The following is a 19392-nucleotide window of genomic DNA, read 5'->3' on the forward strand; positions in this document are numbered from 1 at the left end:
CATGAGAGTTCCGGCATGGGCGGTCGTGACGACGATGGCGGGGATGCTTTTGGCGTCACCCGCGCACGCGGATCCGGGTTCGATCGTGCCGCCCGCCGCGATCGATGACCTGATGGTGACGCCGCAAGAGGCGTCGTCGGTGCTGGGAGTTGGCTTCCCGACGGTCAATCGGCTCAATGCGCTGCCAGATCTGTCGACGGACAGACCCGATTGTGGCAGCGTGGTTCGCGCGTCCATCGCCACCTACGACCGAGCGCCGTACATGGCCGCGCATGACCAGCAGCTCGAAGATGCGGCTCCGTGGACCGTCCAGGTCTCGCAAAGCGTTGCGGTCTTCCCCTCTGACGACGAGGCCCGCGACTTCGCTTCCAGTGAAATGGATTTGTGGCAGCGGTGCGCGAACCAAACAGTGCACGACGGCTTCCAGTGGCGATACATGATCAGTGCGCTGCGCCGTGATGATGACGCGATCGTGGGACCGTACGTGATGATCGCCGATAACGGAGTGCGTAAGGCATGCACGCATCTACTGGTCAGAGTCCGTAACACCGTGACTGACATGCGGACATGCTCGGACGGTCCCGAGCGTTACGAACGTGTTTTGCGCATCACCAGGATCATCGGGCCCCGCTACGAAGCGGCCTGAACACGCACCGCGCGAAGGGGATTGATGGACGTCTGCAGGGCGGCCACCTCGGGACCTGCCTGCGCCACCGCGAACCGATACAGGTCCGCCATGCTCGCGGTGCTGCCGGCAATGGTGCCGTCGGGCAGTCGCGCCTCGCCAGCTGCGACGGTGACCGGCAGCTGGCCCAATTGATAAGCACCATCGGGCATTCCGGCGGCGCACATCGCGTCGGTGACAAGAGCGATTCGGTCGGGTCCCACTGCGGCCAGCACCGTTCGGTAGATCGCGGGGTGGATGTGTACGCCATCGGCGATCAACTCGATGGTCACCGCCGGGCTCTCCAGTAGTGCCGGGATGGGGCCGGGCTCGCGATGGTGGATCGGGCGCATGGCGTTGAACAGATGAGTGGCGACGGTGGCACCGGACGAAATGGCCTGCAAGGTCTGCTCATACGTGGCATCGGTATGCCCCACTGCCGCCACTACGCCGCGCGCGACAAGCAGCTCGATCGCCGGGATGGCGCCCGGGAGCTCGGGCGCGATGGTGACCATCCGAATATGCCCGGCGCCCGCGTCCAGTAGCCGCTCGAGCTCGGCAAGATCCGGTTCGCGCAGCAGCCGCGGATCGTGAGCTCCGGCATATCGCGGCGACAGCCAGGGGCCTTCCAGGTGTATACCGGCGATACCCCCGGTGCCCGCCGTGCCGGCAAGCACGCGCACGGCGTTGAGCAGGTCATCGGGCGCCAGAGTCACCAGGCTGGCCAGCATGCCGTCGGTGCCGTGGGACCGATGCCATTCTGCGGCAGTGTGATTGGCGTCCGGATCGTCTCCAAATGATGCGCCGCCACCGCCGTGCACGTGCATGTCAAAAAACCCGGCAGAACCCACGTCGTGTCCTCAGAGCGTTTCGGTCACCTTGGATAGACCTCGTGGTACATCGGGGTCTTCTCCGCGGCCGATCGCCAATTGCAGGGCAAGTAGCTGCAGCGGAATGATGGCCAACATGGGCGAAAGCTCCTCGAGCGTCGGCTCTAGGGTGACGCCCAGCCCGGTAGCTGCCACCGCGTCCGCCGATCCTACGCAGCACACATCGGCTCCGCGTCCGGCCAACCGGTGCAGCACGTCGTTCATGGCCCGGCCGCCAACCCCATCGGGCACGATCGCGATCACCGGTACCTGCGGATCGATCATGGCCAACGGGCCATGCAACAGATCTGCCCCGGAGAATGCCTGGGCAGAAAGATAACTCGTTTCCATCAGCTTGAGGGCGGCTTCGCGTGCGGTGGGGTATGAGTAGCCGCGACCAGTGGTGACCAGGCGTGAGGCGAAGCGGTACCGGGTGGCCAGCTGCTGCACCACGGCGCTGTGCAGGATTTCCTCACCGCGTTCCGGGAGCAGGGCGGCCGCGGTGTTATCGCGGCCCGCCACATCGGTGAGCAGCAGATACAGCGCCAGCAATTGCGCCGTGTACGACTTGGTGGCTGCAACCGCCAGTTCAGGGCCGGCCAACACGTCCACGTGGTGTTCGGCAGCGGTGGCCAGCGCAGATTTCGGGGCGTTGGTCACGGCAACGGTCAGCGCTCCCTGCTCGCGTGCCACCGACAGCGTCTGCACCAGGTCGGGGGAGCCCCCCGATTGACTGACTCCGATTACCAGCACACCCGAAAGATCGGGCCGCGCACCGTAAGTCGTCATGGTCGAAGGGGAGGCCAGACCGGCCGGGACCTGCAGGATGATCTCGGTGAGGTACTTGCCGTACAGCGCGGCGTGGTCGCTGGTGCCGCGCGCGACGAAGAGCACGAAGCGCGGCCGGTACTCGACGATCTTGGCTGCTACCTCCGCGATGCCTGATCGGCCCTCCGAAAGCAGCCGCCCCCATACGGCAGGCTGTTGGCGGATCTCGTCAGCCATATGCGTCCCCGCGGTCATGCCTTCTCCAATCCGTCGACATCGACCCCGGCCAGGGCCAATGCTCCAAACACCGGTTCACGTTGCAGCACAGCGATATCCGAAACACCGGTGCTGCGTGTACGTTCGATGATATCGGCGACGAGGCCCGGTTGGTTGACCAGTAGGCCCCCGCCGAGTACCACAGGCAGTCCAGGGCCCAATCGTAGGCAGACACCCTCGATCAAGGCGGCCAAGTCGATGGCTGTTTGCCTGGTGATCACCTGTGCGGCGTCATCACCTGCCGAGGCGAGGTCGAAGACAAGCCCTGCCATCTTGGCCCAGTACCGGCGTTCGGGGTGGGCATAGAAATGATCCAGTAGCTGTGCGGGCTCGGTGACACCGCACTCGGTGGTGAACCGTTGCGAGAGCGCGTCGGGAGGATCGCCCCGATCGGACAAAGAGAGAGCGTGCCGCACAGCAGATCTAGACACGCCGTAGCCGCTGCCATCGTCCCCGAGCAGGTAGCCCCAACCGCCGACTCGCGCGGTCGCGCCGTCGCCGCGTTTCCCCCAGGCCACTGATCCGGTACCGGATATCACCGCGATGCCGGCCGTGAGGCCACCCGCCGCCAGGATGAGCTGCGTATCGTGCACCGCGGTGATGTCGGCGTGAGGTGCATACGGTTGCAGCAGTCGAATCAGGGCCTGCACGCCCTCGGGGGTATCCACCCCGGCCGACCCGGCGCTTACGCGGGAGACATCGTCCCGGTTCAACTCGGAAAAGATGTCGGCGAAAACGGTTTTCGCCTGCTCCTCGCTCACCGACTGCAAATTGGCGCTACCTGCCAGCGCCTCGCCGATCACCTTGCCGTCCGCGACGGCCAGTGCGCGGGTCTTGGACCCGCCGATGTCTATCCCAACTACTACGCCTCGGGCCACTTGCCTCCGCTTTCCCAGAAATGCCGGATCTCCTCAAGGTTGCGGCCCTTGGTTTCCGGTGCCAACAGATAGACGAACACGAGGGCGGCCAACGCCAGAGCGCCGAAGACCCCGAACGCCACGGTGCCGCCGAGTGCGGTCAACAACGTCAAGAAATACATGGAGACAACGGCATTGGCCACCAGGTCCGAAGTCAGCATGGCGCTGGCCCCATAGGAGCGCAGCCGTGCCGGGAAGCTCTCGCCCGCGTACACCCACACCAGCGAGCCGAACCCGAAGGTGAAGCCCACCGCAATGAGCACGATTCCCAGGAAGCCGAGAACTGTCAGCACGCCACCGAATGATGATCCACCGATTGCGAATACGGTGACCAGCAGGGCGTCGGCGATGATCATGATGGTAATGCCGATCATGAGGATGGGACGGCGGCCCATCCGGTCGATGGTCGACATGGACACGAATACCGCCAGCAGCGCTGCCACCTGAACAAGCGCGGGCAGTCCGAGCTTGGCGAAATATCCGGACATGCCCATTGCCTCGAAGATGCGAGGCCCGTAGTAGACGACAGCGTTGATGCCGGTGATCTGAATGAAGAACCCAAGGCCGACAACGAAAAAAGTTGCTCTGTTGTAGGGCGGAGTCACCATCTCCTTGAGTCGTGCCAGCACCGAACCGCCGGCTTCGGACCGCAGGGCGTCGGCAATCTCATCGAGCTCGTGGTCGACGTCGATATCGGGATCCACCGTGGTGAGGATCTCGCGTGCCCGTGCGCGGTCGCCACGCATCATGTACCAGCGCGCCGTATCGGGGAGCTTGCGCAGGGCGATCAATACCAGCACGGCGGGGATGGCTGCCAGACCCAGCATCAGTCGCCAGCTGCCCGTTGACGACAACGCCCAGGCGATGAGGTACCCGGCGATGATCCCTGTTACGCAGGCCAGTTGGTAGAGCACCAGCATCGAGCCCCGGATCTTGGTGGGGGAGGACTCGGCGACGAATACGGGAACCACCACCACCGACACACCCACCGTGAGGCCGAGCAAGAATCGCGCAGCGACCAGGGTGTTCAGGTCGACGGCCAGTGCGGAGAGCAGCGAGAAGATTCCAAACGTCGCCGCCACCAGGACCATTGACCGTTTCCGGCCGATCTTGTTGGACAGTGGGCCACCGATGAGCGCGCCCACGATCTCGCCGATCACCACCGCGGTGGCGGCCACCTGCTGGTCATTGGTGGACAGATGTAGATCGTCGGTGAGGAACAGCAGCGCACCGGCGATGTTGGAGGAGTCGTATCCGTAGATGACCCCCACCGCTGCGGCCGTCACGGCCACCATCAGACCCAGACGCGATGTCGAGCGGAGGTCGGTGATCAGGCTCATCCCACGTATTAGACACTGAGGATGCGGCGGGCACGGGTTATTGGAGGTGGCGGTGAAGATCGGTGTTGTTGCTCCGGTAGAGCTCGGGATGACTGCGGAACCCGACAAGATCCTCGAATTCGCGCGCGTCGCAGAGCGGCTGGGATTCAGCGAGATCTCCGTGGTGGAGCACGCCGTCGTCATCGGAGACACGCAGAGCACCTACCCGTACTCGCCGACCGGTCAGTCGCACCTGCCCGATGATGTCGACATCCCCGACCCGCTGGAGCTGCTGTCGTTTGTCGCGGGTGCCACCACGACACTGGGGCTTTCCACCGGGGTGTTGGTGTTACCCGACCACCACCCCGTGGTGCTGGCCAAACGTTTGGCGACCCTGGACCGATTGAGCCGGGGACGGCTGCGGGTCTGTCTGGGAGTCGGATGGATGCGTGAGGAGATCGAGGCGTGCGGGGGCGACTTCGACCATCGCGGCGCCGCTACCGATGAAGCCGTCGCGGTGATGCGCACACTGTGGTCAACCGATGGGCCTGCTGCATACGACGGGCATTTCTACCGGTTCCACAACGCCTATTCCTACCCCAAGCCTATTCGGCCACAAGGTGTTCCGCTGTACATCGGTGGGCACAGCAAGCCCGCGGCACGGCGCGCGGGGCGGCTGGGCGATGGCTTTCAACCGCTGGGGCTAGTCGGTGAGGAGCTGTCGGCCGCGCTCAATGTCATGCGAGCCGCGGCTACCGATGCGGGTCGAGATCCCGCGAGTATCGACCTCGTGCTGGGGCATGGTCTGCATCGCGTGGACCAGGCGGCGCTGGAGCAGGCGCATCAGAGCGGTGCGGGACGGATGCTGCTGTCGGCGTCGCGGCGCGCCTCGACATTCGAGGCCGTGCTCGACGAGATGGCTAACTGCGCTACCCGACTCGGACTGGTCGGTCCTCGCTGAACACCACGACCGGCTCGCGGCGGGTGAAGAGCCAACCGGCAGGTCCGCGCTCGTAGGTGTCGAGGTAGCGCGCCGCCATCGCGTTATCGCGGTACTCCTCGCCGCGTAGGTAGATGTGATGCGCCATGCAGTAGACCTCGCCCGTCGCGGTGTCGCCGTTGATGTCCGCGGTCTGTTGCCCGATGAGGTGATACGTCGCGTGCAGCGGCTTGAGCGCGGTGACAATCGAATCTGCGATGGCCTGACGGCCCGTGAGGAGCGCGGTATCGCCCTTGCGTAGCAGGGCCGGCGGGCGCACGAACTCGGCCTCGGCCGCGAACAGCGCGACGAGCGCGTCGAGGTCGCGACGGTCCGCGGCGCTGGCATACCGGGCGACGAGATCCTGGATGGCGAGTCGGTCATCGGTCACGGATACAAAGACTATGGGGCCTCGATCTCCCAACCAACTGATCGGTTAGGGTGCGGCTCATGGATATCAATGGTGTGTCTGCAATCGTCACGGGTGGCGCCTCGGGTTTGGGTGCCGCAACTGCTCGCCTGCTCGCTGAGCAGGGCGCCAAGGTCGTCATCGCCGACGTCCAGGACGAAAAGGGTGAGGCTCTGGCCAAGGAACTCGGTGGCGCGTTCGTGCACACCGACGTCACCAGCGAGGCCGACGGTATCGCCGCCGTCGACGCCGCCAAGGAGCTGGGCCCGGTGCGCGTCCTCATCAACTGCGCGGGCGTCGGTTGGCCCGGCCGCACCATCGGCAAGGACGGGCAGTACGCCTCGGCACACTCGCTGGACATCTTCTCCAAGGTCATCGGTATCAACCTGATCGGCTCGTTCAACCTGATCCGTCTCGCGGCCACCGCGATCAGCCAGGAAGAGCCGGTCGACGAGTTCGGTGAGCGCGGCGCCATCGTCAACACCGCCTCCGTCGCGGCGTTCGACGGCCAGATCGGCCAGGCCGCCTACTCGGCATCCAAGGGCGGAATCGTGGGCATGACGCTGCCGATCGCGCGTGATCTGTCGGTCGTGGGCATCCGTGTCAACACCATCGCGCCGGGTCTCATCGACACCCCGATCTACGGTGAGGGCGACTCCGCGCAACAGTTCAAGGACCGCCTGGCACCGAACGTGCTCTACCCGCAGCGCCTGGGTAACCCCGAGGAATTCGCCTCGCTGGCCCTGGAGCTTGTCACCAACAGCTACATGAATGCCGAGACGATTCGCATCGACGGCGGAGCCCGCCTCCAGCCGAAGTAGCGCTACTTGTCGGTGGCCTATGGAACATTGGAGAGATGGCCACCACTTCGACAGTGGAGACACTGTCGAACGCGGACGAGGCTGCCGAGCACATCGCTCGGCAGTCTTTCGCCGACGCACATGTCGGCACGGTCGGGCTGGAGCTGGAATCTCATACCGTTGAGCTGACGGCTCCGCACCGCAGGGTCAGCTGGAATCGGCTGCATGACATCGCGGAGACCGTTCACGATCTGCCCGGTCGCAGCGCGATCACCTTTGAGCCGGGTGGGGCTGTCGAACTCTCCGGACCCCCGCACGCAGATATCTGGTCGGCGATCTCGTCGATGCGGGCCGATCACTCGATCCTGACCTCGACATACCGTGGCGCCGGGATTGCGCTGGCCAGCTTGGGCACCGACCCACTGCGCACCCCCGAACGCGTCAATCCCGCAGCACGGTACGGCGCCATGGCAGGCCATTTCGGTGCTGCTGGTTTCGGTGAGACCGCGCTGCAGATGATGACCTGCACCGCGTCATTGCAGGTCAATCTGCAGTCCGGGACACCGCGGCAGTGGCGGGACAGATTTGTGCTGGCGCAGCGGATGGGTCCGACGATGGCGGCGCTCTCGGCGTCCTCGCCGATGCTGGCCGGTCGCCGCACGGGGCGGCGAAACACCCGACAGTGGATCTGGGACAACCTGGACCCGCGACGCTGCGCCCCGGTCGAGATCGGCACCGACCCGACCGAATCGTGGGTCAGATATGCGTTGCGAGCACCCGTCATGCTGGTGCGAAACAAGGACGGCGCCGATGCGGTTGTCACCCATGTGCCGTTCCAATCCTGGGCTGACGGGACCGTGCGGCTTGCAGGGCGCGCTCCCACCACCGACGACCTCGACTATCACCTGACCACGCTGTTTCCTCCGGTGCGACCGCGCCGCTGGTTGGAGCTGCGGTACCTGGATGCCGCACCGGATTGGTGGTGGCCCGCGCTGGCATTCACCGTGGTCGCCGCGCTCGACCATCCGCAGGTCGCCGATATCGCGGCGGAGACGGTTGAACCCGTTGGTGACGCGTGGGAGACGGCATCGCGAGCCGGCCTGGCGGATCCCGCCCTCCATGCGGCCGGGCGTCGGCTGGTGGCGGCGGCGTGCGCGGTGGCGCCGTCCGAGCTGGCCGCGGATATGGCCTTCCTATTGGAGCGTGTCGAAGAAGGCCGATGTCCCGCCGACGATTTCATGGACAATGTTACGGAATACGGTGTGGATCAGGCATTTTCGGGAGCAACCCAATGATCCGGGAAGAGTTGGCGCGCGACCTCGAAGCCGCGCGTCTGCGCACGCTGACCATCACCGATCATGACGATGCCGAGCTCCATCGTCAGTACGACCCCCTGATGAGTCCACTGGTGTGGGACTTGGCGCATATCGGACAGCAGGAAGAACTCTGGCTACTGCGCGACGGTGATCCGCAGAAACCGGGAATGCTGCCCGGCGATATCGAGTCCCTGTATGACGCGTTCCGTCACACCCGGGCCAGCCGGGTGCAGCTGCCGCTGCTCTCCCCGGCACAGGCGCGTTCCTTCTGTCACGAGGTGCGAGGCCGGGTTCTAGACCGGCTGGAGGCACTGCCCTCCGACGGATCGGCACGTTCGGACGAATTCACCTACGCCATGGTGCTCAGCCATGAACATCAGCATGACGAAACCATGTTGCAGGCCTTATCGATTCGTCGCGGGGCGGCCCTGCTGGAGCGCGTGGACCCGTTGCCGCCGGGGCGCCCAGGAGTGGCGGGAACCTCGGTGCTGGTGCCGGCGGGTCCATTCGTACTCGGCGTCGACGCGATCGACGAACCGTTCGCGCTGGACAATGAGCGCCCCGCACATGTGGTGGATCTCCCGAGTTTCCGGATCGGCACGGTTCCGGTGACCAACGCCGAGTGGTCGGCATTCATCGCCGACGGCGGATATCGGCGCGAGGAGTTCTGGACCGAGGCCGGATGGACACATCGATGCATGGAAGACCTGACGGCGCCCAAGTTCTGGAACCGCGGCGGAACGCTGACGCGGTTCGGGCGTGAGTTGCAGAGAGCGCCCGATGAGCCGGTGCAGCACGTCACGTTTCACGAGGCGCAGGCCTACGCCGCCTGGGCGGGCGCGCGATTGCCGACCGAAGCCGAATGGGAAAAGGCCTGTGTCTGGGATCCGGAAGTCTCTGTGCGACGGCGCTTCCCGTGGGGCGAGGACCCCCCGGGCCGTGACCGGGCCAACCTCGGCGGAGGTGCCCTGGGACCGGCCCCGGTCGGCGCCTATCCGGCATCGGCGTCGCCTTATGGTGCCGAACAGATGCTCGGTGACGTGTGGGAGTGGACCACCTCACCACTGCGGCCTTGGCCCGGCTTCACCCCGATGATCTACCAGCAGTACAGCGAGCCGTTCTTCGAAGGTTCCGGAGCCGGTGACTACCGCGTGCTGCGCGGGGGCTCATGGGCGGTGTCCCCATCGATCATGCGGCCCAGCTTCCGCAACTGGGATCACCCGATCCGCCGGCAGATCTTCAGCGGCGTTCGTCTGGCCTGGGACGTCTAGCATGTGTCGTCATCTGGGCTGGTTGGGTGAGCCACGGAGCCTGGCGTCGTTGATGCTGGAGCCGCCGCATGGCCTTGAGGTGCAGTCGTATTCACCCCGACGCCAAAAGCATGGTCTGGTAAACGCCGACGGGTGGGGTGCCGGGTTCTTCATCGACGGGGCACCCCGTAGATGGCGCAGTGCACGTCCGCTGTGGGGTGATGTGTCCTTCGCTTCAGTGGCTCCGGTGTTACGCAGCGGATGCGTGGTGGCTGCGGTTCGGTCCGCGAGTGCCGGAATGCCCATCGACGAGTCCGCGGCCGCCCCGTTCACGGATGGAACCTGGCTGTTGTCGCACAACGGGATTGTCGATCGCGGCGCGGTGGGCCAGGTATCGGGTGCGGAGTCGGTGGTCGATAGCGCGGTGCTGGCGGCCCGGATCTTCGCGTCGGGCCCGGAGAACCTGGGAGAGACGGTTCGGCAGGTCGGCGCCGCGGATCCATCAGCGCGGCTGAATATTCTGGCGGCCAACGGAAATGAGTTGATCGCCACGACCTGGGGTGACACCCTGTCGATTCTGGAGGCCGCCGACGGTGTGGTGGTGGCGAGCGAACCGTACGACGACGACCCGTCCTGGGTCGACATCCCGGACCGGCGATTGGTGCGGGTACGCGATGGGAAGGTAGAGGTGGCGCCACTATGACCATGACTCTGGAGAATCACCTAGCCTCTGGTGCGGCGGCCGAGGCGCTGCGCCGTGATGTCCGGCAGGGTCTGACCGCAGATGCGAAATCGCTTCCTCCTAAATGGTTTTACGACGAGGTGGGTAGCGATCTGTTCGACGAGATCACTCGGCTGCCGGAGTACTACCCAACGCGGACAGAGGCTGGCCTACTTCGTACTCATGCGGCCGATATCGCGTCGGCTTCGGGTGCCGACACCCTGGTGGAGCTGGGTAGCGGCACCTCGGAAAAGACGCGAATGCTGCTCGACGCGTTGGCTCCCAAGACGTTCATCCCCTTCGACGTGGATTCCGGTGTGCTGCGCGCGGCGGGGGATGCTCTGGTCGCCGAGTATCCGGGGATGCGGGTGCGGGCCGTGTGTGGCGACTTCGAGCAGGACCTCGGGCGGATTCCCCGGGAGGGCCGGCGTCTCGTCGCCTTCTTGGGCTCCACGATCGGAAATCTGACCACGCAGCCGCGGGCACGATTCCTGGCCGATGTCGCGGACACCCTGCAACCCGGTGAAATGCTTTTACTCGGAACTGATTTGGTGAAGGACACCGGCCGTCTGGTGCGTGCCTACGATGACAGCGCCGGTGTGACGGCCGCGTTCAATCGCAATGTGCTGGCGGTGATCAATCGTGAACTCGATGCTGATTTCGACCTGGAGGCTTTCGAGCACGTCGCATTGTGGAACGGTGACGAGGAACGCATGGAGATGTGGCTGCGCTCCGTGCGCGACCAGCGGGTAACCATCGAAGCTCTGAATCTCGTCGTAGATTTCGGGACGGGGGAGATGATGTTGACCGAGGTGTCGTGCAAGTTCCGGCGGGAGGGTGTGGCGCGGGAGTTGGCCGCTGCGGGCCTGCGCCAGACCCATTGGTGGACAGATTGTTCCCATGACTTCGGACTGTCGCTGGCGGTGAAACAGTGAGCTTGGGTGAGGTGTGGCGGCAGGTCCGGCCACCGGTTCTCGGTGTGCACCTGGATTCGGCCGCCTGCTCACGGCAGAGCGTTGACACCATTCGGGCGGTGGCTCAGCACGCCGAACACGAGGCGCAGATCGGCGGATACGTGGCGCAGGAAGCCGCGGCCCCGGTACTCGAGGCTGGACGTGCGGCAGTACGTCACCTGACGAGCATGCCCGAGGCACAGGTGCAATTCACCACCGGCGCCGCCGATGCCCTGCGTACGCTGCTGCAGTCGTGGCCGGTCGATGCCGGACGGGTTGTCGCCTGTCTGCCCGGTGAATTCGGCCCGAACCTGATGATCATGAACCACTTCGGATTCACTCCGGTGTGGTTGCCTGTCGACGGAGACGGCCGCGCCGATATTGACGGGATCGAGGCGTTTCTGCGCCGCGAGAAGGTAGACCTGGTGCATTTCACCGTTGTCGGCAGCCACCGCGGCACCGTGCAGCCCGCCGCCGACGTGGTCGCGTTGGCGCGTGCGGCCGGGGTGCCGGTCGTTGTCGATGCCGCGCAGGCACTGGGACATATCGATTGCACGTTCGGTGCCGACGCCATGTACGCACCATCACGTAAGTGGTTGGCCGGTCCGCGTGGTGTGGGCGTGCTTGCCGTCAATCCAGCTCTTGCACATCTGATTCCGCAATGGGCCGGCCATGTCGAGGCACATGTCGCGGGCTGGGTGGGGCTGTCGGTCGCGGTGGGGCAGCATCTGGCGGCCGGTCCCTCGGAGGTTCAGGGCGCGTTGGCTGAGCGTGGACGGGCAGCCCGAAAGATCCTGGGAGAACTCAACGATTGGCGAGTGGTGGAGTCGGTGGACGAGCCCAGTGCCATCACCACACTGGAGCCCATCGGGGACATCGACGTCGTCGCGGTGCGAGCGCACCTCATCGAGGAGCATGCGATCGTGGCGACCGCTGCTGAGATCGTGCGAGCACCGTTCGAGATGACCAAGCCGGTGCTGCGGATCAGCCCGCATGTCGATGGCACCGATGAAGAGCTGGAACAGTTGGCCGAAGCGTTGGCCTAGTCCTCACGGCGTAGATCTGGGGCTTCTCCAGCACTTTTCCGGCGCAGATGACCTATCTGATGCGAGTTCGGGTATAGGCGCGGCGAAATGTAGGTAGTCGGCTACTCGTGCCTAGGCGGGCAGTTCGATGCCACCGTAGCTTTGCCCGCGCGGTGGAACCGGATAGCTCTTCCTGAAAGGCAAAGGCGTGCCAGAGAATATACCTCCCTTGGATCCCCTGCCAACCTGCAGGACGATCGATGAAGTCGTTGCGGCGATCGACTCGATCATCATGTGGTCAATCGGGGTATCAAGCAGGCTCGGATACTTCGCGGCGCTGTATAAGAGGATCACCCTCGCGGTCGGCGTCGCGATTGAGCAGCATGTGTTCCAGGATGGCGCACGGATGGAACGGTTCGATGTGGAATTCGCCGAGCGCTATTTCGCTACGTTGAATGGTTACTTCCACCCGGATCGGTACGGCAAACCCGCGCACTCGTGGCAGGTGACATTCGATTCGGCTCACCTGGAGCAGCCAATCCTGGTGCAGCACATGCTCGCCGGGGTCAATGCACACATCGGTCTCGACCTTGGAATTGTTGCCCAGAATGTCGCCGGTGGTGCCCAGCTGCAGTCGCTGCGCGAGGACTTCAACCGGCTCAATGCGGTGCTGGCCAGTCAGGTGAACGGCGTGGTGGGAGACATCAACGAGTTGTCTCCGGTGTTGGCCGACTTGTACGCGGTGCTCCAGGAACGTCAGATCGCGGTGATCAACGAATCGGTCAAAGCATTTCGCGATAGCGCTTGGCGGTTCGCCGCGGTGCTGGCCGCCGTGCCGGACGTTCTTGATCCGGGCGTGATCCTGGCGCGCGATCTGCAAATCGCACAGCAGGGGGCGCTGGTCTACAGTCCGCCCGCCCCAATGTCCGTGTTTGTCAACGCGATCGCTGCACGGGAGAGCCGCGATGTGGTGGCCAATCTGCGAGTGCTGGATCGAATTGCGGAGACACCGGCGCCGATATGCACCGTGATGTGATGCGGCACGCCATGTTTAGATCAGCTTCCAAGTGTGCACCGGTTCGTTGGAATGCATGTGTTCGCAATACATCCGGAGCATCTCGCTGAGCGCCGCCTTGCGAGTCAACCCACGCTCTTCGAGCGCGCCGACGGTGTGGGTCTGCCAGGCTGCGCCGTTGATGCCCGATTTCGCTCGCGCCTCAATGACCCCGAGGTAACGATCCCGCACCTCAGTGGCCACCCCCCAGCGTTGCAATCCTTCGTGTGCCATGGGCAGCAGGTGTCGCAGCGTCAGTTCATCGGCCGTGATCTCGCCGACGCCGGGCCAGTACATTCTGGCTTCTGCGCCACGCCGGGCACCCTCTAGGAAATTGTCATGTGCCGCAGCGAAAGTCATCTTCGTCCAGACCGGACGATCATCCTCGGACAGGGCTCGAAGCGCGCCGTAGTAGAACGCGGCATTGGCCATCACATCGATCACCGACGGCCCGGCTGGCAGCACGCGATTTTCCACGCGTAGATGCGGTGTGCCGTCGACGACGTCGTAGATCGGGCGGTTCCAGCGATAGACCGTTCCGTTGTGCAACCGCAGTTCCTGAAGTCGAGGCGCCCTCCCCGCCGCGAGCTCGGCCACCGGGTCCTCATCCGAGATCTCTGGCAGCAGCGATGGGAAGTAGAGGACGTTCTCTTCGAACAGGTCGAAGATCGAGGTGATCCAGCGCTCGCCGAACCACACCCGTGGGCGCACCCCCTGCACCTTGAGTTCCTGGGGCCGGGTGTCGGTGGACTGCGTGAAGAGCTCGATGCGCGTCTCCGCCCACAGGGACTTGCCGAAGAAGAACGGTGAGTTGGCGGCCAGCGCCAACTGAGGGCCCGCCAGCAGCTGGGCGGCGTTCCAGTTGGCGGCGAAGTCGTCGGGGGCCACCTGCAGATGCAGCTGCATGCTGGTGCACGCCGACTCCGGGGCGATGGACGGCGACCTGACGCTGAGCCGTTCTGCACCGGTGATGTCGATCTGCATGTCCTCAGCACGGGCGTTGAACACCGCGTCGTTCAATGCCCGGTATCGGGAGGACGGGCTCATCCACGCGCCGTCCAGATGTTCGGGCATGACCGTTGGCAGGATGCCGATCATCACGATGTGGGCGCCTCTCTCGCCGGCCCGCTGCTCCGCCGCGTTCAGGCTCGTGCGCACGTCGTCTTCGAGTTCCAGGGCCGCCGAGCCGGGGAGTGCGCGGGGCGGCACATTGAGTTCGATGTTGTAGGCGCCCAGTTCCGTCTGAAAGGCCGGATCGGCGATCGACGCGAGGACTTCGGTATTGGTCATCGCCGGCTGGTAATTGCTGTCGACGAGGTTGAACTCGATCTCCATGCCGGTCAGCGGTCGTTCGAAGTCGAATCTGGACTCCGACAGCATGGTCTCGAACACGTCCAGACAGTTCTGCACCTTGGTGCGATAGGCCCGGCGGTGCTCACCGGTGAACTGGGTGCGTGCGACTTCGTCGCCCATGGGTCGTATTCTTCCCCACCGGGGGGCTAGGACCTGGTGATTCGCCCGTACGCGGCCCCGGACGATTCGGCGAAAAAAGGTTGAAAAACATGGAACCAAATCAGCAGCAGCGCCGTCGTATCTGATCAGAGGCACAATCTGGCGACGAACCGCGCCATCGTGTGCGTGTGGGACCGGTTCCTTGGGGAGGTATCTATGAGCGACATCATGAAGGCCAACGGTGCCGAGATGGCTCGGCTGGCGAGTCGCGTCGCAGGACGTGCGAAGGATGCGTTTCCCGATGTTGATTTCGAGGCGGCGGCCAACGCGGTTGCCGGTACCGAGTTCGCTGAGGTGCTGCGGGCCGTCAGTGCGGCACTCAAACGCGCCGGGGGCGGTGCGTCCGAACGCATCGAGGGCATTTCACACTTTGTTCAGACCAGTTCGGGCTCGTTGACGGGCCAGGACGCCGCTAACGGCAGGCAGGTCACCAGGGCCGGAGAGGTCAGGCTGTGAGACCGACGATTTCGCAGCTACGTGGGTGGGATGTCGCCAACCTGGACGCTGCCGCGAAGGCCATCGAAGATGCCAGCAAGAACCTGGACTTGTCCATCGACGGAGTGGTCCGCGATTTGGACTCGGCAGAGTCGTTCTGGAAGGGCAAGTCCTTCGCGGCGGCGTATGACCAGGCGTCGAGCGAGCAGTCCTCGACCAACCGGCTCTCGTTCGCGATCGGCAATGTGGCCGAGGCGGTCCGTGGCGGGCACTCGGCACTGACTGCGGCGCGTGACAAGGTGATGGCGCTGGTGGACGAGGCCAACGCGAAGGGCCTGCAGGTTGCCGACGACGGCACGGTCACGGCTCCGCAGGGCAACAGGGATCTGCAGGCCGAGGCCCGCCGGCTGACCGACGCGATTCGTCAGGCCCTGAAGTCGCTTGAGGAGGCCGATCGCGCCTCGTCGAATGACCTGCGCAAGGCATCGGAGACGGTCGACGCGGAGCACAAGGCGGCCAGCACGCAGCCCGCGGCGTTCGTACCGGCCAGCAGTGGCGGTGCGGCAAGCGGCTCGATGCGGGCCGGCAGCAGTGGATTCGGTGGCGGCAGCGGCAGCGGTGGCGGCGGTTTCGGTGGGGGCCATGGCGGCGGCAGCGGGGGCGGCCACGGTGGCGGCGGGGGTCATAGCGTGCCCGACGGGAGCTACTCCAACACCGGTGCTCCGTCGTTGCGTCCGTCGGGTCCGTCGGTGTTCATGAATCTGGACGCCGGACAGATGGACGTCGCGCGCAAGATCATCGAAGAAGGTCTTCGTCGGGGGCTTTCGCCCGAGGCGATTCAGATCGCGTTGGCCACCGCACTCACCGAGTCCGGCTTGCGCAGCCTCGCGAACTCCTCGGTTCCCGACTCGATGATGCTGGCCAATGACGGTGTGGGACATGACCACGACTCGGTGGGGCCGTTCCAGCAGCGTCAAAGCTGGGGTGCCACAGCCGATTTGATGGATCCGACGAGGTCGGCAGGCAAGTTCTACGACCAGTTGGTGAAGGTGTCCGGCTGGCAGGACATGAGCGTTGCCCAAGCCGCGCAGTCGGTTCAGCGCTCCGCTTTCCCTGACGCGTATGCGAAGTACGAGGCGCAGGCCGCGCAGATCTTCCACCAGGTCACCGGCCGATAGTCGCGTTGCCCGTCGGCTGACTGTGGTGCAATGTGGGCATGGCCACGCCGCGACGCACCCAGGAGGAACGTTCGGCGGCGATGCGTTCTCGCTTGCTTGAGGCGACCATCGACTGTCTCGTCGAGTTCGGGTATTCCGGCACCACCACCTCGCGTATCGCGAGTCGCGCCGGTGTCACGCGCGGTGCGCTGATCCATCACTTCCAGTCGAAGTCGGAACTGATGGCTGAGTCGGTGCGCCATCTCGCGTTCAAGCGCACCCAGGCGGTGCTCGAAGAGCTGATGGCCATGGATCAATCCGCCGACTCTGTTGAGCGGTATCTCGACGTGCTGTGGCGGATTCATCAGGGTCCGTTGTTTACCGCGGTGGTGGAGCTGCTTATCGCGGCGCGGACCGAGCCTGACCTGCGTGTGCACCTGGACCAGTTCGAAAAGATGGTGCTGCACAATCTGTCGGCGTTGCGTGTACTCGACGACGAGGATCCGACGTCACCCAGAGATCGGCGTGACCTCGGTCTGCTGGCCATGGACATCATCCGCGGCATCCTGGTCAGCAGCTTGACCGCGTCTCAGGAAACCCGCGACCGTCGCTGGGCCAGGGCCAAGCAGATGCTGGAGCTGCGGCTTCGGGCGCCGCAGCTCGATACGCAAAAACAAACTGTCCTGTAGGTAAATGTCCGGGGTGATTCCGGGCAAGTTTGGCGCACGTTCACCAAGTTCATCGTTCCATGGACCATGGCCTTCTTCGGGTTGACGATACATCTGTACCGCACCCTTACATTCAGGATAGAACGTATGTTACGTTGACGAAGCCCCCATCGAAGTGCGCGCAAAAGGAGCTTGGAACGATGCCCCCAAAGGCCCCCGAAAAGGTTTTCGTCATCGGCGTCGGGATGACGAAGTTCGAGAAACCCGGACGACGTGAGGGCTGGGACTACCCGGCCATGGCCAAGGAATCGGGCACCAATGCCCTGACCGACGCCGGCATTGACTACGACAAGGTGGAAGCCGCCTATGTCGGGTACTGCGCGGGGGAGTCCACCTCCGGTCAGCGTGCCGTCTATGAACTCGGCATGACCGGCATCCCGGTCACCAACGTCAACAACAACTGTTCAACCGGCTCGACCGCGCTGTTCAATGCGGCGCAGGCCATTCGCGGTGGACTCGCCGATGTCACGCTGGCGCTGGGATTCGAGAAGATGCAGCCCGGATCGTTGGGCGCGACCTTTACCGATCGCGAGCAGCCCATGCAGCGGCACATCGAAGCCCTCGCCGGGTTGTTCGATTTCGCCTTCCCACCTGCGCCCTGGATGTTCGGCGCCGCCGGTCGTGAGCACATGCAGAAGTACGGCACCACCGCCGAGCACTTCGCCAAGATCGGTTACAAGAACCACAAGCATTCGGTGAACAACCCTTACGCGCAGTTCCAGGAGGAGTACACCCTTCAGGACATCTTGGACGCCAAAGAGATCTACGCACCACTGACCAAACTGCAGTGCTCGCCGACCTCCGACGGATCGGGCGCGGCCATCTTGGCCTCGGAGCGGTTCGTCGAGGCCAACGGGCTCGGTGACCGTGCCGTGGAAATCGTCGGGCAGGCGATGACCACAGACACCCCGGGAACGCTGGAATCCAAGTCGGCGATCACGCTCATCGGATTCGACATGGCCAAGCTCGCCGCGCAGAAAGTGTATGAGCAGGCTCAGATTTCGGCCGACGACGTGGACGTCATCGAGTTGCACGACTGCTTCTCGGCCAACGAACTGATCACCTACGAGGCGTTGGGACTGTGCGCCGAGGGCGAGGGCGGCAAGCTGATCGACAACGGTGACACCACCTACGGCGGCCGTTGGGTGGTCAACCCGTCGGGTGGCCTGATCTCGAAGGGGCACCCGCTTGGTGCGACCGGTCTGGCGCAGTGCGCCGAGCTCACCTGGCAGCTGCGCGGTGAGGCCGACAAGCGCCAGGTGGCCGACGCAAAGGTGGCGTTGCAGCACAACCTCGGCCTCGGTGGGGCGTGCGTGGTCACCGCCTACAAGCCGGCCAACCGCTGAAAGGGGTTGGAAAACAATGGCTGACACCAAATACCCGTTCAACAACGATGGCCTGGACCAGTGGGGCGCCGAGGAGACCATCGAGGTCGACAAGGATCGCCTGATCGCCTATGCCGAGGCCACCAACGACCCGATCGAAGAGCATCGCAAGGGGGAGGTGGCACCACCGGTTTTCGCGGTGGTGCCCATCTTCCAGTCACTCGTTGGAACCACGATGAGTGTCGTTCCCTACCAGTTGATTCCGCGTGTGGTGCACGGCGAGCAGTTCTTCCGGTTTCACCGGCCCATCAAGCCCGGCGACACGCTGGTGGCCAAGTCGAAGATGACCGGCTACGAGGGTATGGAGAACGGCACTCGCGGCACGGTGTATGCCGAAACGCGCGACGCCTCGGGCGATCTGGTCAACGAACAGTACGTGACGTTCTTCTTCCGCAAGTACGACGTGGGTGAGACACGCGGTGTGCTTGGCCCGAACGTTGTGCTGGATGAGGCGATCAAGGCCAACGCGCCAGCCGCCTCCCTGGTTCAGCATGTCGATGATGACCAGACGTTCCGGTACAGCCCGGCCTCGGGTGATCCGATGCCGATCCACCTGGACAACGATGCCGCGGTGGCGGCCGGATTGCCCGGCATCATCGCGCATGGGTTGTGCACCATGGCATTTACATCGTGGGCCGCCCTGACCGAGCTGGCCGACTCACGCACCGAGCGTCTCAAGGAGCTGGCGGTGCGGTTCGCCAAGCCGGTGCTGCCCGGGCAGGACATCACCACCAGCTTCTGGAAGAACGGTGCCGCCGGCACCTATTCGTACGAAACGAGCGTCGGCGACGATCTCGTCATCAAAAACGGCCACGCCGTTATCGCCTAAGTCATCGCAGAAGGAGAGGGAATCAC

Annotated in this window: 20 protein-coding genes; 14 read left to right on the forward strand and 6 right to left on the reverse strand. The window is 64.5% G+C overall.

Going from position 1 to position 19392, the window contains the following annotated elements; translation table 11 throughout:
- Position 1 precedes the first annotated feature (1 nt).
- Positions 2 to 646, forward strand: coding sequence for a sensor domain-containing protein (locus tag HBA99_RS01785; RefSeq protein WP_070923322.1), 645 nt, complete (start codon positions 2 to 4; stop codon positions 644 to 646).
- Here the strand turns inward: HBA99_RS01785 and HBA99_RS01790 are convergent.
- From HBA99_RS01790 to HBA99_RS01805, 4 genes are read right to left on the reverse strand one after another with little or no spacing between them, the layout of a single operon-like run.
- Positions 631 to 1515: an N-acetylglucosamine-6-phosphate deacetylase gene (locus HBA99_RS01790; RefSeq protein WP_234796010.1), complete on the reverse strand. Its 885-nt coding sequence runs from the start codon at positions 1513 to 1515 to the stop codon at positions 631 to 633. The genes HBA99_RS01785 and HBA99_RS01790 overlap by 16 nt on opposite strands.
- 9 nt (positions 1516 to 1524) lie before the next feature.
- Entirely contained in the window at positions 1525 to 2538 is a 1014-nt protein-coding gene (locus HBA99_RS01795) for an SIS domain-containing protein (RefSeq protein WP_046252274.1), read from the reverse strand.
- A gap of 14 nt (positions 2539 to 2552) precedes the next feature.
- Positions 2553 to 3455 carry an N-acetylglucosamine kinase gene (locus HBA99_RS01800; protein ID WP_109494186.1) on the reverse strand — a complete coding sequence of 301 codons (903 nt, stop codon included), beginning with the start codon at positions 3453 to 3455 and terminating at the stop codon, positions 2553 to 2555.
- Complete coding sequence (locus HBA99_RS01805) at positions 3440 to 4834, reverse strand: sugar porter family MFS transporter (RefSeq protein WP_070950285.1); 1395 nt, start codon at positions 4832 to 4834, stop codon at positions 3440 to 3442. Before HBA99_RS01805 ends, HBA99_RS01800 begins: the two co-directional genes overlap by 16 nt.
- Positions 4835 to 4886: 52 nt before the next feature.
- Between HBA99_RS01805 and HBA99_RS01810 the strand changes: the two genes are divergently transcribed.
- Positions 4887 to 5774: an LLM class F420-dependent oxidoreductase gene (locus HBA99_RS01810; protein WP_070923401.1), complete on the forward strand. Its 888-nt coding sequence runs from the start codon at positions 4887 to 4889 to the stop codon at positions 5772 to 5774.
- On the opposite strand, the gene HBA99_RS01815 is transcribed toward HBA99_RS01810, so the two are convergent.
- On the reverse strand, positions 5743 to 6183 hold the full coding sequence (locus tag HBA99_RS01815) for a nuclear transport factor 2 family protein (protein ID WP_070951648.1): 441 nt from the start codon (positions 6181 to 6183) through the stop codon (positions 5743 to 5745). The genes HBA99_RS01810 and HBA99_RS01815 overlap by 32 nt on opposite strands.
- Before the next feature lie 59 nt (positions 6184 to 6242).
- Here HBA99_RS01815 and HBA99_RS01820 point away from each other — a divergent pair, with 59 nt between their 5' ends.
- The 7 genes from HBA99_RS01820 (at position 6243) to HBA99_RS01850 (ending at position 13302) form a co-directional block, all read left to right on the forward strand.
- The gene (locus tag HBA99_RS01820) at positions 6243 to 7022 is read left to right on the forward strand and encodes an SDR family NAD(P)-dependent oxidoreductase (RefSeq protein ID WP_030095957.1); all 780 of its coding nucleotides are present in this window, start codon (positions 6243 to 6245) and stop codon (positions 7020 to 7022) included.
- A gap of 35 nt (positions 7023 to 7057) precedes the next feature.
- Positions 7058 to 8296, forward strand: a complete 1239-nt coding sequence (gene egtA / locus HBA99_RS01825; RefSeq protein ID WP_070950284.1) for an ergothioneine biosynthesis glutamate--cysteine ligase EgtA — start codon at positions 7058 to 7060, stop codon at positions 8294 to 8296.
- Positions 8293 to 9588 carry an ergothioneine biosynthesis protein EgtB gene (egtB, locus tag HBA99_RS01830; protein ID WP_064407636.1) on the forward strand — a complete coding sequence of 432 codons (1296 nt, stop codon included), beginning with the start codon at positions 8293 to 8295 and terminating at the stop codon, positions 9586 to 9588. Before egtA ends, egtB begins: the two co-directional genes overlap by 4 nt.
- Before the next feature lies 1 nt (position 9589).
- Positions 9590 to 10270 (forward strand): ergothioneine biosynthesis protein EgtC, encoded by a 681-nt coding sequence (egtC, locus tag HBA99_RS01835; protein WP_057968990.1) that lies wholly within the window; start codon positions 9590 to 9592, stop codon positions 10268 to 10270.
- Between the two features lie 2 nt (positions 10271 to 10272).
- Positions 10273 to 11223 (forward strand): L-histidine N(alpha)-methyltransferase, encoded by a 951-nt coding sequence (egtD, locus tag HBA99_RS01840; RefSeq protein WP_199253024.1) that lies wholly within the window; start codon positions 10273 to 10275, stop codon positions 11221 to 11223.
- Positions 11220 to 12287 (forward strand): ergothioneine biosynthesis PLP-dependent enzyme EgtE, encoded by a 1068-nt coding sequence (gene egtE, locus HBA99_RS01845; RefSeq protein WP_057968988.1) that lies wholly within the window; start codon positions 11220 to 11222, stop codon positions 12285 to 12287. Before egtD ends, egtE begins: the two co-directional genes overlap by 4 nt.
- 208 nt (positions 12288 to 12495) lie before the next feature.
- Positions 12496 to 13302: a DUF5995 family protein gene (locus HBA99_RS01850; protein WP_234798058.1), complete on the forward strand. Its 807-nt coding sequence runs from the start codon at positions 12496 to 12498 to the stop codon at positions 13300 to 13302.
- 15 nt (positions 13303 to 13317) lie between these two features.
- Here the strand turns inward: HBA99_RS01850 and HBA99_RS01855 are convergent, their stop codons facing one another.
- Positions 13318 to 14793 (reverse strand): glutamate-cysteine ligase family protein, encoded by a 1476-nt coding sequence (locus HBA99_RS01855; RefSeq protein WP_070951646.1) that lies wholly within the window; start codon positions 14791 to 14793, stop codon positions 13318 to 13320.
- A 195-nt stretch (positions 14794 to 14988) separates the two neighbouring features.
- Here HBA99_RS01855 and HBA99_RS01860 point away from each other — a divergent pair, with 195 nt between their 5' ends.
- The 5 genes from HBA99_RS01860 (at position 14989) to HBA99_RS01880 (ending at position 19366) form a co-directional block, all read left to right on the forward strand.
- Positions 14989 to 15288: a hypothetical protein gene (locus tag HBA99_RS01860; RefSeq protein WP_030095948.1), complete on the forward strand. Its 300-nt coding sequence runs from the start codon at positions 14989 to 14991 to the stop codon at positions 15286 to 15288.
- Complete coding sequence (locus HBA99_RS01865; RefSeq protein WP_057968985.1) at positions 15285 to 16445, forward strand: hypothetical protein; 1161 nt, start codon at positions 15285 to 15287, stop codon at positions 16443 to 16445. The genes HBA99_RS01860 and HBA99_RS01865 overlap by 4 nt, the downstream gene beginning before the upstream one ends.
- A gap of 38 nt (positions 16446 to 16483) precedes the next feature.
- A complete protein-coding gene (locus HBA99_RS01870) occupies positions 16484 to 17113 on the forward strand; it encodes a TetR/AcrR family transcriptional regulator (protein ID WP_081347635.1) in 630 nt (209 codons plus the stop codon).
- Between the two features lie 179 nt (positions 17114 to 17292).
- Positions 17293 to 18498, forward strand: coding sequence for a lipid-transfer protein (locus HBA99_RS01875; protein ID WP_030095945.1), 1206 nt, complete (start codon positions 17293 to 17295; stop codon positions 18496 to 18498).
- A gap of 16 nt (positions 18499 to 18514) precedes the next feature.
- Positions 18515 to 19366 carry a MaoC/PaaZ C-terminal domain-containing protein gene (locus tag HBA99_RS01880; RefSeq protein WP_057968984.1) on the forward strand — a complete coding sequence of 284 codons (852 nt, stop codon included), beginning with the start codon at positions 18515 to 18517 and terminating at the stop codon, positions 19364 to 19366.
- Positions 19367 to 19392: the final 26 nt, after the last annotated feature.

It is taken from the genome of Mycobacteroides chelonae (assembly GCF_016767715.1).
Classification (GTDB): Bacteria; Actinomycetota; Actinomycetes; order Mycobacteriales; family Mycobacteriaceae; genus Mycobacterium; species Mycobacterium gwanakae.

Bases quoted from the DNA above. Each gene is read 5' to 3' on its own strand.
- HBA99_RS01785 (WP_070923322.1), top strand. From the start codon at position 2: ATGAGAGTTCCGGCATGGGCGGTCGTGACGACGATGGCGGGGATGCTT.
- HBA99_RS01795 (WP_046252274.1), bottom strand. From the start codon at position 2,538: ATGGCTGACGAGATCCGCCAACAGCCTGCCGTATGGGGGCGGCTGCTT.
- HBA99_RS01805 (WP_070950285.1), bottom strand. From the start codon at position 4,834: ATGAGCCTGATCACCGACCTCCGCTCGACATCGCGTCTGGGTCTGATG.
- HBA99_RS01820 (WP_030095957.1), top strand. From the start codon at position 6,243: ATGGATATCAATGGTGTGTCTGCAATCGTCACGGGTGGCGCCTCGGGT.
- egtA (WP_070950284.1), top strand. From the start codon at position 7,058: ATGGCCACCACTTCGACAGTGGAGACACTGTCGAACGCGGACGAGGCT.
- egtB (WP_064407636.1), top strand. From the start codon at position 8,293: ATGATCCGGGAAGAGTTGGCGCGCGACCTCGAAGCCGCGCGTCTGCGC.
- egtC (WP_057968990.1), top strand. From the start codon at position 9,590: ATGTGTCGTCATCTGGGCTGGTTGGGTGAGCCACGGAGCCTGGCGTCG.
- egtD (WP_199253024.1), top strand. From the start codon at position 10,273: ATGACTCTGGAGAATCACCTAGCCTCTGGTGCGGCGGCCGAGGCGCTG.
- HBA99_RS01855 (WP_070951646.1), bottom strand. From the start codon at position 14,793: ATGGGCGACGAAGTCGCACGCACCCAGTTCACCGGTGAGCACCGCCGG.
- HBA99_RS01860 (WP_030095948.1), top strand. From the start codon at position 14,989: ATGAGCGACATCATGAAGGCCAACGGTGCCGAGATGGCTCGGCTGGCG.
- HBA99_RS01870 (WP_081347635.1), top strand. From the start codon at position 16,484: ATGGCCACGCCGCGACGCACCCAGGAGGAACGTTCGGCGGCGATGCGT.
- HBA99_RS01875 (WP_030095945.1), top strand. From the start codon at position 17,293: ATGCCCCCAAAGGCCCCCGAAAAGGTTTTCGTCATCGGCGTCGGGATG.
- HBA99_RS01880 (WP_057968984.1), top strand. From the start codon at position 18,515: ATGGCTGACACCAAATACCCGTTCAACAACGATGGCCTGGACCAGTGG.